The sequence below is a fragment of the Acidovorax sp. LjRoot204 genome (assembly GCF_056175785.1).
On sequence record NZ_JBGFFF010000008.1, the window covers coordinates 1 to 13,194 of the forward strand.

Consider the following 13,194-nt stretch of genomic DNA (forward strand, 5'->3'; position numbering starts at 1 on the left):
ACCAAGGCGTGCTGGCCGCTTTTTTGTTTGTCGATAATGGAAGCTTTGCCTGAATCTTTGCAGGCAGCTTTGTTGTCCAAGATTTTCATGCTGCGTTTTTTTCTGACCTTTGTACTGCTTCAGCTTTCCCTTTTCGGCATCAACATGCTGGGCGTGGTACAGCAGCATGTGGTTCTTCCATGGACGGAGTTGCTGGCGCGCGCCTGCGTGGCGTTGGTCATGCTGTTTGACGAAACCGCTGCGGCGGCGGGCAAGGTGCTTTGGAACACCGCGACCGGCTTTGGTGTTTCGATCGAGCCCGGATGCAACGGCATCGAAGCCTGCATCGTGCTGTTTGCTGCCGTGATGGCGTTCCCCTCGTCCTGGCGCCACAAGCTGGTGGGCCTTTTGGTCGGCTTTCTGGCGGTGCAAGGGCTCAACGTGGTGCGGGTGATCAGTCTTTTCTACCTCGGGCAGTGGAACACGCAAGTGTTCAACTTTGCGCACGAGTACCTGTGGCAGGCACTCATCATGCTGGACGTGCTGGTTGTCTGGCTGCTCTGGGTGCGCGCAGGCAGCAAGTCGCAGGAAGCGTCCGGGCCTCCATCGCCGCCTGAAGATCCACCTGCGCCCCCGGCGTACTCCGCAGCCTCGCCAAAGCCTGCCGACCCGCTGGTGAGCGCGTCTCTGGACCTGTCGCCGCCGGTGCGATGAACCGAAAGCGAAGGAACGGACTGCCCATGCGCCGACTATCTCCCTTGACGATCTTCATGCTGTCTGCCTTCGGGTGGATCGTGGCCCTGACGACTGTGTGGTCGCAGGTGTCCGCATGGACTTCCTACCCCGTGGGGGCGCTTTCGCACATGGCGCTGGAGCAGAGTGCGCCGATGTGGGTGCGGCAGGTGCATCTGTCGCCGGGTACCATGGAGGTGGATACCGCGATTTCCGTGCCTGTTCCCGACGCGGGCGGGCGACGCGGGGAGATCACCATCGATGTCAGCACAGCACGCTACGCCTACGGGCTGCCGATTTTCATTGCGCTGCTGCTGGCGGCCCGAGGCCGGGGGCGCCTGGGCCGTGTGGCTGCAGGGTATGTCCTGCTGCTACCGGTCCAGGCATTCAGTCTGACGATGAGCGCCCTGATGCAAATGGTGTTGGCCGCCCAGGCAGACATCCGTCTGCTCAGAGTGTTCCAGTGGCAAATGGAGACCATTGTGTATGGCTACCAGCTGGGCTCTCTGGTGCTGCCTACGCTGGTGCCTATCCTGCTGTGGCTGTGGATGGACCGCAAATTTGTGAATGATGTGCTGATCCGCAGCTGGCGCGGGTCGCTGCCGTCTGCCGCGTCCTCGCCTTGAGCCTGGCCGACGGGCACTGCCGGCCACTACCCTGAAAGTGTTTCGGTGGTCGCGGCGCGTTGCTGCCCAGGGGCGCGGTGGAGGGCTGGTGCGCCCACAGGATCCAGCCGGTACCCCATCCCATAAATCGCTGAGATCGTGTAGCCGTTGTTCTCGGTCAGCTCCAGCTTCGTGCGCAGGCGTGACATGTGGGTGTCGAGCGAGCGCGAGGGGGTTTCGGCGCTGTCGCCCCAGACGGCTTCGCGCAGGTGGGTGCGGGACAGCAGGCGCCCGGCGTTACGGAACATGAACAGGGCCAGTTCGTACTCGCGGTGCTTGAGTTCGATGGGCTGGCCGTGCACGCTCAGAGAGCGCTTATCGGCGTCAAAACAGTAGGCGCCGAAGGTCATGCGGGCGCCCATGCTTTCGGGGTAGGCGCGGCGCAGCAGCGCTGTGATGCGGGCCACGAGTTCGCCCATGCGCAGGGGCTTGCTCATGAAATCGTCGGCACCGCGCGAGAGCGCTTCGACCACGTCGCGTTCATCGTTGCGGCGGGTGATGAACAGGATTGGCAACTGCATGCCGCTCATGTCGCGCACGGTCTGTACGACCTCGGTGCCCTCCATGTCCGGCAGGTGCCAGTCGACGATCAGCAGGTCGAAGGTGTCGTGCCGCAGGGCCTTCAGCAGACTGGTGCCGTCGGCGTAGGTGTGGCACACATGGTGGTGGCATTCCAGGGTGCCCTTGATCTGCTCCAGCAGGAGAAGGTCGTCGTCAAGGACTGCGATGCGCATGGTGGTGGGCTCTGGGCCGGGGGCCGTGAAATCAAAGAAACACCTCTTTGGGGAAGAGGTGCCTTGATGGTGCCCCACATCGGGCAGCTGTGCGCAGGGGTTGACAATCGTTTGCAATGGCCTGGCCTGGCCTGCGCTGGTGGGGCCTGTCCGCGCCCGGTCCGCCTTGTCAGGCCACCAGCGGTTCTTCCTCCATCGCCTCGATCTGCTCGATCAGCATGTCCACCTGCCCGCGCCAGTAGTCGCTGGTGCCAAACCAGGGAAAGTTCACCGGGAAGATCGGGTCTTGCCAGCGGCGCGCGAGCCAGGCGCTGTAGTGGATCAGGCGCAAGGTGCGCAGCGGCTCGATGAGTGCCAGCTCGCGGCGGTCGAAGCTGCGGAACTGCTCGTAGCCGTCGATCAGAGCGCCAAGCTGTTGGGTGCGCTGGCGCCGGTCTCCCGACAGCAGCATCCACAGATCCTGCACGGCCGGACCCATGCGCGCGTCGTCCAGGTCCACAAAGTGCGGGCCGCCGCGGCCCCATTCATCCAGCGGGGTCCAGAGGATGTTGCCGGGGTGGCAGTCGCCGTGCAGGCGGATCATGGTGGCATTGTTCAAGCCAAATTGGCCTGTAGCGCTAGTGAAATATGCGCTGGCAGCTATCAAATCAAGAGCTTTGTCGCACTGGGTCTTCCAGGCGGCTTGCATGTCGAGCGGAATGATCTCGTTCATCAGCAGCCAGTCGCGCGATGCTGTGCCAAAGGTGGCCAGGTCCAGCGTCGGCCGGTGTGCAAAGGGCTGGGCAGCGCCCACGGTGTGGATGCGGGCCAGAAAGCGGCCGATCCATTCCAGCACTTCAAAGTCGTCCAGCTCGGGCTGGCGCCCGCCGCGCCAGGGGCTGACGGAGAACGCAAAGCCATCGTGCTGGTGCAGGGTGGTGCCGTTCAGCACCAGCGGGCCCACGGCGGGCACCTCGGCGGCCATCAGCTCGGCGGCAAAGGCGTGTTCTTCGAGGATCTGCGCCTCGCTCCAGCGGCCTGGGCGGTAGAACTTGGCCACCACGCGCTCGCCGTCTTCCAGCGTGACCTGGTACACCCGGTTTTCGTACGACGACAGGGCCATGAGGCGGCCATCGCCGTACAGGCCCACGCCAGCCAGTGCGTCCAGCACCTGGTCGGGGGTGAGGCGGGCGTAGGGGTGCTGGTCGTTGGCGGGGTTGGTAGCGGTATCGGGGGGCAATGGGGTCATGCCCCATTGTCGCCGCCATGCCCTTGGCCGCCGGGTTGCGGGCTTTAAGCGGGCAGCATCGTCGCGATATGCCCCGCGCGCGGGTCGCCGCTGCCCGCCAACACGGTGGCAAACAGGGCTTGCGTGGCCTGGGGGCCCGCATGGCGCTGCACCACCAGCCAGGGCTGCGGCCCTGCCGACACGGCGGCGCTGAACTGGTTCCAGGCCGCCACCAGGCGGTCGTTCAGACCCTGGGCGCCCCAGTCGGTGTGGCGCTTCTTGACCTGGGCGGGCGCAAAGAACATCACCGGGCGCGGGCCGGGCAGCTGGCCTGCGCCGCCCAGGTCCTGCACGTGGCTGGCGCCCACCGAGCAGCTGTAGGCCAGGCCCGTGAAGTGGGCGTGGATGCGCTGGCGCAGGCCCACGCTGCCCGCAAAGTCGATGTAGACGCTGGGTGTGGCGCCGTCGATCTGGTCCAGTGCGTCGTAGGTGACCACGCGGCTGTAGCAGCCCAGGCTTTCGCAAAACGCCACATTGCCGGGCGAGGTGAGGCCAATGACCTCGATGCCGTCGCGCTGTGCAAGCTGGAAGGCGGTGCCGTAGGCCGTYTTGCTCGACGCGCTGGACAGCAGCATGCGCCGGGCGCCAAAGAACTGCTGGTCCGCCAGAAAATCGTCGATGAGCCACGAGGTGATGAACAGTGGCCGCAGGAGCGCCTGCACGTCCTCGTTGTCGGCGCGGTACAGCCCGTCGGTGCTGGTGCGCAGGTAGTGGTTGTAGACCGCATGCAGGCCCGCGCGGTGCGGGGCGCCGTCGCTGAAGCCCGTGGGGTTGACACGCTGGGGCGACAGCACGGCCTGGCTGGCCATGGGCCAGTAGCCATACAGCCGCTCGCCCACCGCCACGGCCGGGTGCAGCGACTGCACCACGSTGSCRAAGCCCCACACAGGCACGATGCCCCAGCCGGCCTCGCCGGTGGGGAAGAACTGCCAGTAGTTCAGCATGTCGCCCAGCGCGGCATAGGTGATGTTGTTGGCCGTGAGGGCAAACGACTCGACCCGCACGCGGACCTGGCCCTCGGCCAGCGGGGTGTCGTCGGTGGTCAACAGGCGGGTGGTGGCCAGCTGGTCCTGGCGCACGAGAAGGATGGTGGTGCTCATGCCGCGACGCTAAACCAAAGCGGGCGTGCGCTCAAGCGGCGCGCGCCGCCTGGGCGACACAGGCTCCGTGTGCCGAAGTGTTCAATCGGTTGTTGGCTGGGCCAGTTGCTCGAACGGCAGCGCCTGCTTGACCAGGATGACGGTGCAGGGCGCATCGCGCGCCACGCGCATGGGCACCGTGGCAAAAAAGCGCTGGGTTTGCAGCCCGTGAGTGGCGGCGCCCAGGATCATCATGCTTACGTGGTTGCTGGCCGCATAGCGCACCAGCGCCTGGGCCACGTCGCTCGCTTCGAGCACGTGGTAGCTCACGGCATGCCCGGTCAGGTCCAGCCCCTGGGCCCACTGGCGCAGGCGCGCCATGTGCTGGCGGTGCAGCGTGGTTTCGCTGCGCTCGCTGTCGCTGGTGCTGCTGGCGCCGGGCGACACCACCGTCACGCAGGCCAGCCGTGCGCGGGGGCGGATGCCCAGCGAGCGGGCCACGGCCTGGCGCAGCGAGTACAGCGTGGCATCGCTCACATCGGCATGGGGCACGGCGACCATGAGGATGGGCGTGTCTTCGATCTGCTGCGAGGGCAGGGGGCTGGGGGTGTAGTGCATGCCCGCTGCGCGCAGCCAGCGTCGCAGGTGGGCGCGCAGCGGCGTGCGCTCGGTGCGCTCGCCGCGTTCGGTGATGAGTACCTGCTCGGGGTTGGACAGGTCAAACGCCAGGTGCGCGGCCGAGGGGTAACGGCTTGCGGCCTCGGGCTCCAGGCAGCGCAGGATGACTTCCTGCAGCCAGGGCGGGATGTCGGCCCGGTGCTTGCGCGGCGGCGCGGGCGTCATCCACAGGCGCTGGCGCATGCCGCCGCTGGTGGTGGGGGCGCCAAAGGGCAGCTCGCCGGTGGCCAGCTCGTACAGCATCACGCCGATGGCAAAGATGTCGCTGCGTGGGTCGCCGCGCACGCCCACCACCTGCTCCGGTGCGATCCAGGCGGGCGAGCCCACGGCCTGGCGCATTTCCTCGGCCAGCAGGTCCGGGTAGTGGGCGTGGCACGAGAGGCCAAAGTCCAGCAGCACGGCCGTGCCGTCTTCCTTGACGAGCACGTTGGCAGGTTTGAGGTCCAGGTGGCACACGTTCTGTTGGTGCAGGCTGTGCGCTGCGCGCGCCGTGGCCGCGCCCAGGCGGGCTATGGTGGCGATGTCGCAGCGCTCGGGCGCATCCAGCCAGTGCTGCAGCGTCTGGCCGGGGATGTATTCCATGACCAGGTAGGGCAGCCGCATCAGGTCGCCCGCCGCCACAAAACGCGGCACATGCGGGCCGCTGAGCACGGGCAGGATCTGCAGCTCGACCTCGAAGCTCACGATGTTCTCGGCCCCGTCGCCCGCCGTCATGCGCGGGATCTTCATCGCCATGGCAAAGCCGGGGCTACGGTCTGCCTGCGCGTATTCCACGGCGTAGATGTGGGCCATGCCGCCCGCGTGGATGCAGTCCACTACGCGGAAGCCGTCGATCTCGGTGCCGGGTTCCAGCAGTTTCATGTCACTGGCCTTTTTCGAGCCGATCGGCGTAGAAGCCGGGCAGGCCCGCTGCGCGGATGGCGGCGGCGGCGGCCAGGTGGTCGTAGGGCACGCGGTAGAACGTGATCTGCTTGGCGGTGTCGTCGAACAGCGCGTACATGGCGCGCGCATCGCCGTCGCGCGGCTGGCCCACCGAGCCCACGATGCCCAGCCACTGGCGGTGCGTTGGCACGGGCACGGGCACGCCGGGCTCGGGCGCAAAGCGCATCAGCTTGGCCGTGGGCGTGAGGAAGTACAGCACCTGCTCGTGCACATGGCCGCAGAACACATAGCGGATGGCGGGGTCGATGCCTTGCGCGGCGGTCATGCTGCGCTCTGCCGCGTTGGAGTCTTCCACATACCGCCACTGCGCGGGCATGTCGGCACTGGCGTGCACCAGCAAGGCGCTGCTGCCCAGCCGCGCCGTGAGCGGCAGCGACTGCAAAAAGGCGATGTGGCTGTTGCCGAGCTGGTCGTGCGTCCATTGCGCTCCCAGCTCGCTGCGGTTGCGTGGGTTGGCAGGCGGGGCCAGGGCCATGGCGTCATGGTTGCCCAGCACACACAGGGCACCTTGCTGGGCCAGGTCGCGCGCCTGCTCCACCACGGCCACGGGCTCGCCGCCGTAGCCCACCAGGTCGCCCAGCAGCGCAAATTGTTCGGCGCTCTGTGCGCGGGCGTGTTGCAGGCAGGCGTCCAGGGCCTGGCGGTTGGCGTGGATGTCGGACAGCAGGGCGATTTTCATGGTGTTGTCTCCAACCCCATCATCGCGCGCATGGCTGAATGGCAGCTTGCAGGCCGCCGTGCTTTCCCGGATTCAAAGCAAAAATAGCTGCTACCGCCCGTCTATAGGGCGGTAGCAGCTATTGATTTAATAGCTCAGAGGCTGCGCTGTACGGCGGGTTTTTTGTACAGCGCCAGCACCAGGCCCAGCGCAATGATCGCGGGCAGCGCCTGGCTGAAGAAGATCTTGGGCGCTGCGGTGGCGGCGCCAAACACCCCGGCCACGATCACGCAGGCCAGGAAGAAGACCTTGAACACCCGGTTGCCGGTGAACAGCCCCCAGAACAGGCCCGCCGCCAGAAAACCGTTGTACAGCCCCTGGTTGGCCGCCAGCGTGGTGGTGGCGTCGGCCAGCTCCTGGGTCAGGTTGAAGGTTTTCATGCCCAGGGGCTTGTTCCAGAAGAACATTTCGAGCACGAGGATGTACACATGCTCGATGGCCACCAGGGCCACCGCGATGCGGGGAAGCAGCTGGCGGCTCATGGTGCAGAACGTGTTGGCGGCCTCGCAGCGGCCGCGTTGGAGCGCAATCGGGATGAGTGGATGCGTCGGGTGCGCCGCATGGGCTCATGCCCATGCAAGCAGCCGGGGCGTTCAATCGCCCGATTTCGCTCCAACCCTTCGGGCAGTGGCCTTTGCGGGTGGTCTGCGGCGTTGCGGCACTTGCCAATAGCCGAGCTATTGGCTGCGCACCGCGCCTTGCATCCCCTCCCGCAAAGACCGCTGCGCGGCCACTGAGAGGTCGTCAACACGTTCTCAGACGATCGTGATGGTCACGTCGATGTTGCCGCGCGTGGCGTTSGAGTASGGGCAGACCTGGTGGGCYGCGTCSACCAGCTTCTGGGCGGTTTCCTTGTCCAGGCCGGGCAGGCTGATGGCCAGGCGGGCGGCGATGCCGTAGGCGTTCGGGATGGGGCCCAGGTCCACTTCGGCGTCGATGGACACGTCCTGGGGCACGGGGATGCCGATCTTGCCACCCACAGCCTTCATCGCGCCGATGAAGCACGCTGCGTAGCCGGAGGCAAACAGCTGCTCGGGGTTGGTGCCGGTGCCGGCCGTGCCGGGCGAGGACAGCTTGACTTCCAGGCGGCCGTCATCGGTCTTGGCGGCGCCATCGCGGCCACCGGTCACGTGCGACTTGGCGGTGTACAGGACTTTTTCGAGCTTGGTCATGGTGTCTTCCTTGCGGTTGTTGCCCACTGGCGGGCGGTGGAGGGAATCGGTTCTTGTGCTGTCTGCAGACCGTCAGCGTTGCTCGCTGAGCCGGTCCCGCAGTTGCTTGAGTTCGGAGGTCAGGGCCGTCAGCTCGGCAATCGAGCACTGGCTGCTTTGCAGCACACAGGGCGGGATGGCCTCGGCCTGGTCGCGCAGAGCTCGGCCTTGCGACGTGAGGGTGATGCGCACACGGCGCTCGTCCTGCACATCGCGCAGCCGGGCAATGTGGCCCTGTGCCTCCAGGCGCTTGAGCAGTGGCGTGAGCGTGCCGGAGTCGAGAAACAGGCGCTCGCCAAGCTCGGACACTGTGACGCCGTCCTGCTCCCACAGCACCAGCATCACGAGATACTGCGGGTAGGTCAGGCCGATGCGGTCGAGCAGCGGTTTGTACAGCTTGGTCATCGCCAGCGAGGCGGAATACAGCGCAAAGCAGACCTGGTTGTCCAGCCGCAGGATGGCAGGGCTGGGAGTGTGGGGTGTGCTGTGGCTGGGCATGGGGTGAATTGTGGGTGTAAATTCAATTGCGTGCAATTGAATTGTGAAAAACTTTGTTAATGAATGGGATTGTGCCGGTGGGGGAGCGGCGCCGCGCCATCGGTGCTATTCGCGCGCTCCGCTGGCGCATGCGGGGGTGCCGCATCCACGTCGCCCTCAGGAGGCGCTATCAATAGTGGAGCAGTTGGCGCTTGATTTATCTGCGCTAGCGGTCGATTTGGATTGGAGTTTGGTGCGTGGTGGTTCTGGCGGCGACGCACCACCAGGCCCTCAGCGCCCGCTGAACTGCGCGGGCCGGCGCTCGACAAACGCGCGCACGCCTTCGGCCGCATCCTCGCTGTTGGCCAGTTCCTTCTGCACCGGGATGAAGTCCGCCACTGCAGCCGTCTGGCCTTGCTCGATGGCCTTGAGCACATTCAGGCGCGTGGCCACCACCGCGCGCGGCGCTTGGGCGGCAATGCGCTGGGCAATCGCCAATGCCTCGTCCAGCTCCTGGCCAGCCGGCACCACTTTCTGCACAAAGTTCAGGCGGTAAGCCTCGGCGCTGCCGAACTCGTCGGCCGTCAGCAGGTGCAGCAGCGCATTGCCCGTGCCCGCGCGCTCGGCCATGCGCAGCGTGGCGCCGCCTGTGGCCATGATGCCGCGCTGCACCTCCATCTGCGAGAAGCGGCAGTTGTCGGCCGCCACCACGATGTCGGCGCCCAGCATCAACTCGATGCCCACGGTGAAGCAGATGCCCTTGACCGCCACCACCATGGGCTTGGTGCGGCGCCGGTAGCCAGGCAGGCCGTAGTCGTGCGGCTCCACCAGGCCTTCGGGGATGGCTTTTTCGCCGCGCTGCATGTAGGCGCTCACGGCGGGCAGGTCCAGTCCGGCCGTGAAGTGGTCGCCCAWGGCATGCAGCACRCCSACGCGCAGGTCGGGGTCGTCRTCCAGYCGGGTGTAGGCCTCSGCCAGCTGSCKGAACATSGGSGGCGTCCAGCCGTTGCGCTTGGCMGGGCGGTTGATGCCGATCARSAGCACGTGGCCGAKCACCWGGGTGTCTATGCAGCCCTCGGGCGGGGGCGTGGTGCTGGATGGGGTGGTGGTGTTGACTTCTGACATGGCCGGGTCTCCTTTTCGTTTCCACGATTGAAAACCCGGTGCGCGGACTGCGCCGTCCCCAGGGGGACAACGCAGCGCGTTCAACGGTTAGTAGGTGTAAACACCCTGGCCCGTCTTGCGGCCCAGGCGGCCTGCGGCCACCATTTCCTTGAGCAGCGGACAGGGGCGGTACTTGCTGTCGCCAAATTCGGTCAGGTACACSTCCATCACGGCCAGGCACACATCCAAACCGATCATGTCGGCCAGCGCCAGCGGGCCGATSGGCTGGTTGCAGCCCAGCTTCATGCCSGCGTCGATGTCCTCGGGSGTGGCSAKGCCYTCGGMCAGCACGAAGAARGCCTCGTTGATCATSGGYACCARGATGCGGTTGACCACRAAGCCSGGCGCGTTCTTCACGGTGATGGGGCTCTTGCCCAGGGCCTCGGCCAGGGCCTTCACGGCGTCGTGCGTGGCGTCGCTGGTCTGCAGGCCGCGGATSAKCTCCACCAGCGCCATCATSGGCACSGGGTTGAAGAAGTGCATGCCGATGAACTTGTCGGCGCGGCTGGTGGCGGCCGCCAGCTTGGTGATGGAGATCGAGGACGTGTTCGATGCGATCAGCACCTCGGGGCCCACCAGGGCATCCACCTGCTTGAGGATCTTGAGCTTGAGTTCGTAGTTTTCGGTGGCGGCCTCGATCACCAATTGCGCGGCTTTGAGGTCGTCGTAGCTGGTGGAGGTCTTTATGCGGCCCAGCGCGGCGGCCTTGTCGGCCTCGGTGATTTTTTCCTTCTTGATCAGGCGGTCCAGGCTGCCGGCCACGGTGGCCAGGCCTTTTTGCACTGCAGCATCGGAGATATCAACCATCACCACGTTGATGCCCGACACCGCACAGGCCTGTGCAATGCCGTTGCCCATGGTGCCTGCGCCGATGATGCCTACGGTCTGAATCGTCATATAGAGAGCCCTCTTCAAAGTGAAACGGATGGCCGGAATGGTAAGGGGAATCGCACGACCGTTCGGTTATCGTGCGTCAAACCTGAACCAACAAGCCGCTGCGCAGCATGGCGGAGGAGACACAAAACATGTTTGACTACATCGTGATCGGTGGCGGCTCGGCGGGCTCCGTGCTGGCCGGCCGTTTGACTGAGAACCCCTCCGTGCGCGTCTGCCTGCTGGAGGCCGGGCCTGCCGACAAGAGCGTGCTCATCCACTGCCCGGCTGGGCTGGCCGTGATGGCCAAGTTCGAGCTGAACGGCTGGGGCTTCAACACCACGCCGCAGGCCGCGCTGAACAACCGGCGCGGCTACCAGCCACGCGGCAAGGTGATGGGGGGCTCCAGCTCCATCAACGCCATGGTCTACATCCGGGGCCAGCACGCCGACTACGACCACTGGGCCGCGCAGGGCAACCCGGGCTGGGGCTGGGAGGATGTGAAGCCTTACTTTGTACGTGCCGAAAACAACGAGCGCGGTGCCAACGCTTGGCACGGCCGGGGCGGCCCCTTCAACGTGGCAGACCTGCGTGCACCCAACCGGTTCAGCCAATATTTCACTGACGCAGGTGTGCAGGCCGGGCACCCGCACAACACCGACTTCAACGGCGCCACGCAGGAAGGTGTGGGCCTGTACCAGGTCACGCACAAGAACGGCGAGCGGCACAGCGCAGCCAAGGGTTACCTCACGCCGCACCTGGCGCGACCCAACCTGCAGGTCATCACCGGTGCGCATGCCACGCGCATCCTGTTCGAGGGCACACGCGCCGTGGGTGTGGAATACCGCAAAGGCGGTGCGCTGCAACAGGTGCGTGCCGGACGCGAGGTGCTGCTGAGTGCAGGCGCGCTGCTGTCGCCGCAGCTGCTGATGCTGTCGGGCGTGGGGCCCGCCGCACACTTGCAGCAACACGGCATCCCGGTGCTGCACGACCTGCCGGGCGTGGGCCAGCATCTGCACGACCACCCCGACGTGGTGCAGGTGCTGGACGCACCCGAGCTCAAGGACCTGTTCGGCCTGTCACTGTCGGGCATGGCGCAGACGCTGCGCGGCATTGCCGAATGGCGCAAACACCGCACGGGCATGTTGACCACGAACTTTGCCGAGGCGGGGGGCTTCATCAAGAGCGACCCGTCCGAGCCCGCGCCCGACCTGCAGCTGCACTTTGTGATCGGCAAGCTGGTGGACCACGGGCGCAAGACCGTTTTCGGCCATGGTTACTCGGCCCACGTGTGCCTGCTGCAGCCCAAGAGCCGGGGCGCGGTCACGCTGACCAGCCGCGACCCCATGGCCTTGCCTTTGGTGGACCCGAACTTCCTGGCCGATCCCGATGACATGGCGCGCATGGTGCGTGGCTTCAAGCGCACGCGCGAGATCCTGATGCAACCGGCGCTCGCGAAGTTCGGCGCCAAGGAGTTGGCGGCCTCGGCCAGTGCGCGCACCGATGCCGAGATCGAGCAGTTCATCCGCCAGTACGCCGACACCATCTACCACCCCGTGGGCACCTGCCGCATGGGGCCTGGGCCGCTGGATGTGGTGGATGCCGAACTGCGTGTGCATGGCCTCGCGGGCCTGCGTGTGGTGGACGCGTCCATCATGCCGCGCATCGTGAGCGGCAATACCAATGCGCCCACGGTGATGATTGCGGAAAAAGCGGTGGACCTGCTGCGCGCCGCGCCGTGAACGATTTCACGTTTGGCGCCCGGAACGCGATTTTTAAGGTTTTCAAAGGGTCTGTTTAAGGAGTTTTTAACAGGCAAAAGCGCGGCGAATTTCTAGACTTCTTGGCATGGAAACGGGTGCATGGTGCACCCGGCCCGGCGCCCCAAAAAAGGCGCTGAAAGAGCCCAACGAGGCCATGAAAGAACGTGATGAAGATTGATGCCCGCGAAATTGCCGCACTGACCCAAGCCCAGCCCGCCGCCCCCCGCATGGACATGTATGCCAGCATCCACAAGGCGCTGCGCGCCTTCATGGCCGACACGCTGCTGGGCCTGGGCCGCATGGATGTGGAGGACGACCTGGAGTTTGCAGAGACCTGCGACCGCGTGATGCAGCTGCTGGACCTGTGCCGCGCCCACCTGCACCATGAGAACCAGTTCGTGCACGCCGCCATGGAGGCGCGCCAGCCCGGATCCAGCCAGAGCATTGCCGGTGAACATGTGGAGCACGAAGAGGCCATCACGGCCCTGGCGGACGGGGTGAACCACCTGATGGCCTGTGCCAAGCCCGCACGCCCCGCAGCCACCCAGGCCCTGTACCGCCAGCTGGCGCTGTTTGTGGCTCACAACTTCGAGCACATGCACGAGGAAGAGACTGCGCACAACCGCGTGCTCTGGCAGTGCTACACCGACGCGGAACTGGCGGGCGTGCACGATGCGCTGGTGGCCTCGATCCCGCCGCACGAAATGATGGTGGTGGCCCGCTGGATGGTGCCCTATATGTCACCGGCCGAGCGCACGGCCATGCTGTCGGACATGCAGCAACATGCGCCTGCCCCTGTGCTGGCAGCGGTATTGGCGCAGGTGCAGCCGCACCTCACGCAGCCCGAGTGGACCAAGCTGATGCGCAGCCTGGGCCTGCCGGTGGTGCCGGGTCTGGTGCACTAACTTTGAG

The 13,194-nt window shown here is 65.9% G+C and carries 14 protein-coding genes; 4 read left to right on the forward strand and 10 right to left on the reverse strand.

Features of this window, described 5'->3' with window-relative positions; translation table 11 throughout:
- Positions 1 to 87: 87 nt before the first annotated feature.
- Together xrtH and AC04MI_RS03065 are read left to right on the forward strand one after the other, a co-directional pair.
- Positions 88 to 693, forward strand: coding sequence for an exosortase H (gene xrtH / locus AC04MI_RS03060; protein WP_436078289.1), 606 nt, complete (start codon positions 88 to 90; stop codon positions 691 to 693).
- A 26-nt stretch (positions 694 to 719) separates the two neighbouring features.
- Positions 720 to 1,337 (forward strand): exosortase H-associated membrane protein, encoded by a 618-nt coding sequence (locus AC04MI_RS03065; RefSeq protein WP_436078290.1) that lies wholly within the window; start codon positions 720 to 722, stop codon positions 1,335 to 1,337.
- A 26-nt stretch (positions 1,338 to 1,363) separates the two neighbouring features.
- On the opposite strand, the gene AC04MI_RS03070 is transcribed toward AC04MI_RS03065, so the two are convergent.
- From AC04MI_RS03070 to AC04MI_RS03115, 10 genes are all read right to left on the reverse strand, one after another.
- Positions 1,364 to 2,110 carry a response regulator transcription factor gene (locus AC04MI_RS03070; RefSeq protein WP_056059686.1) on the reverse strand — a complete coding sequence of 249 codons (747 nt, stop codon included), beginning with the start codon at positions 2,108 to 2,110 and terminating at the stop codon, positions 1,364 to 1,366.
- A gap of 169 nt (positions 2,111 to 2,279) precedes the next feature.
- Complete coding sequence (locus AC04MI_RS03075) at positions 2,280 to 3,338, reverse strand: serine/threonine protein kinase (RefSeq protein ID WP_436078292.1); 1,059 nt, start codon at positions 3,336 to 3,338, stop codon at positions 2,280 to 2,282.
- 44 nt (positions 3,339 to 3,382) lie between these two features.
- Entirely contained in the window at positions 3,383 to 4,477 is a 1,095-nt protein-coding gene (locus tag AC04MI_RS03080) for a DUF2855 family protein (RefSeq protein ID WP_476497050.1), read from the reverse strand.
- Between the two features lie 81 nt (positions 4,478 to 4,558).
- The gene (locus AC04MI_RS03085; protein WP_436078294.1) at positions 4,559 to 5,995 is read right to left on the reverse strand and encodes a serine/threonine protein kinase; all 1,437 of its coding nucleotides are present in this window, start codon (positions 5,993 to 5,995) and stop codon (positions 4,559 to 4,561) included.
- 1 nt (position 5,996) lies between these two features.
- Complete coding sequence (locus AC04MI_RS03090; protein WP_436078295.1) at positions 5,997 to 6,755, reverse strand: metallophosphoesterase family protein; 759 nt, start codon at positions 6,753 to 6,755, stop codon at positions 5,997 to 5,999.
- Positions 6,756 to 6,889: 134 nt separating this feature from the next.
- The gene (locus tag AC04MI_RS03095; RefSeq protein ID WP_436078296.1) at positions 6,890 to 7,276 is read right to left on the reverse strand and encodes a DUF1304 domain-containing protein; all 387 of its coding nucleotides are present in this window, start codon (positions 7,274 to 7,276) and stop codon (positions 6,890 to 6,892) included.
- Between the two features lie 273 nt (positions 7,277 to 7,549).
- Entirely contained in the window at positions 7,550 to 7,966 is a 417-nt protein-coding gene (locus AC04MI_RS03100) for an organic hydroperoxide resistance protein (RefSeq protein WP_010462826.1), read from the reverse strand.
- Positions 7,967 to 8,038: 72 nt separating this feature from the next.
- Positions 8,039 to 8,503 carry a MarR family winged helix-turn-helix transcriptional regulator gene (locus AC04MI_RS03105; RefSeq protein ID WP_436078297.1) on the reverse strand — a complete coding sequence of 155 codons (465 nt, stop codon included), beginning with the start codon at positions 8,501 to 8,503 and terminating at the stop codon, positions 8,039 to 8,041.
- 270 nt (positions 8,504 to 8,773) lie between these two features.
- On the reverse strand, positions 8,774 to 9,607 hold the full coding sequence (locus tag AC04MI_RS03110) for a crotonase/enoyl-CoA hydratase family protein (RefSeq protein WP_476497054.1): 834 nt from the start codon (positions 9,605 to 9,607) through the stop codon (positions 8,774 to 8,776).
- An 87-nt stretch (positions 9,608 to 9,694) separates the two neighbouring features.
- Positions 9,695 to 10,543, reverse strand: a complete 849-nt coding sequence (locus AC04MI_RS03115) for a 3-hydroxybutyryl-CoA dehydrogenase (protein WP_476497055.1) — start codon at positions 10,541 to 10,543, stop codon at positions 9,695 to 9,697.
- Positions 10,544 to 10,671: 128 nt separating this feature from the next.
- Here AC04MI_RS03115 and AC04MI_RS03120 point away from each other — a divergent pair, with 128 nt between their 5' ends.
- Positions 10,672 to 12,261, forward strand: a complete 1,590-nt coding sequence (locus AC04MI_RS03120; RefSeq protein ID WP_436078300.1) for a GMC family oxidoreductase — start codon at positions 10,672 to 10,674, stop codon at positions 12,259 to 12,261.
- 188 nt (positions 12,262 to 12,449) lie between these two features.
- Positions 12,450 to 13,187 carry a hemerythrin domain-containing protein gene (locus AC04MI_RS03125; protein ID WP_436078301.1) on the forward strand — a complete coding sequence of 246 codons (738 nt, stop codon included), beginning with the start codon at positions 12,450 to 12,452 and terminating at the stop codon, positions 13,185 to 13,187.
- Positions 13,188 to 13,194: the final 7 nt, after the last annotated feature.

What these genes read in the sequence shown, in the direction of transcription:
- AC04MI_RS03075 (WP_436078292.1), bottom strand. Translation starts at nt 3,338, where the DNA reads ATGACCCCATTGCCCCCCGATACCGCTACCAACCCCGCCAACGACCAG.
- AC04MI_RS03070 (WP_056059686.1), bottom strand. Translation starts at nt 2,110, where the DNA reads ATGCGCATCGCAGTCCTTGACGACGACCTTCTCCTGCTGGAGCAGATC.
- AC04MI_RS03120 (WP_436078300.1), top strand. Translation starts at nt 10,672, where the DNA reads ATGTTTGACTACATCGTGATCGGTGGCGGCTCGGCGGGCTCCGTGCTG.
- AC04MI_RS03125 (WP_436078301.1), top strand. Translation starts at nt 12,450, where the DNA reads ATGAAGATTGATGCCCGCGAAATTGCCGCACTGACCCAAGCCCAGCCC.
- AC04MI_RS03095 (WP_436078296.1), bottom strand. Translation starts at nt 7,276, where the DNA reads ATGAGCCGCCAGCTGCTTCCCCGCATCGCGGTGGCCCTGGTGGCCATC.
- AC04MI_RS03105 (WP_436078297.1), bottom strand. Translation starts at nt 8,503, where the DNA reads ATGCCCAGCCACAGCACACCCCACACTCCCAGCCCTGCCATCCTGCGG.
- AC04MI_RS03085 (WP_436078294.1), bottom strand. Translation starts at nt 5,995, where the DNA reads ATGAAACTGCTGGAACCCGGCACCGAGATCGACGGCTTCCGCGTAGTG.
- xrtH (WP_436078289.1), top strand. Translation starts at nt 88, where the DNA reads ATGCTGCGTTTTTTTCTGACCTTTGTACTGCTTCAGCTTTCCCTTTTC.
- AC04MI_RS03065 (WP_436078290.1), top strand. Translation starts at nt 720, where the DNA reads ATGCGCCGACTATCTCCCTTGACGATCTTCATGCTGTCTGCCTTCGGG.
- AC04MI_RS03090 (WP_436078295.1), bottom strand. Translation starts at nt 6,755, where the DNA reads ATGAAAATCGCCCTGCTGTCCGACATCCACGCCAACCGCCAGGCCCTG.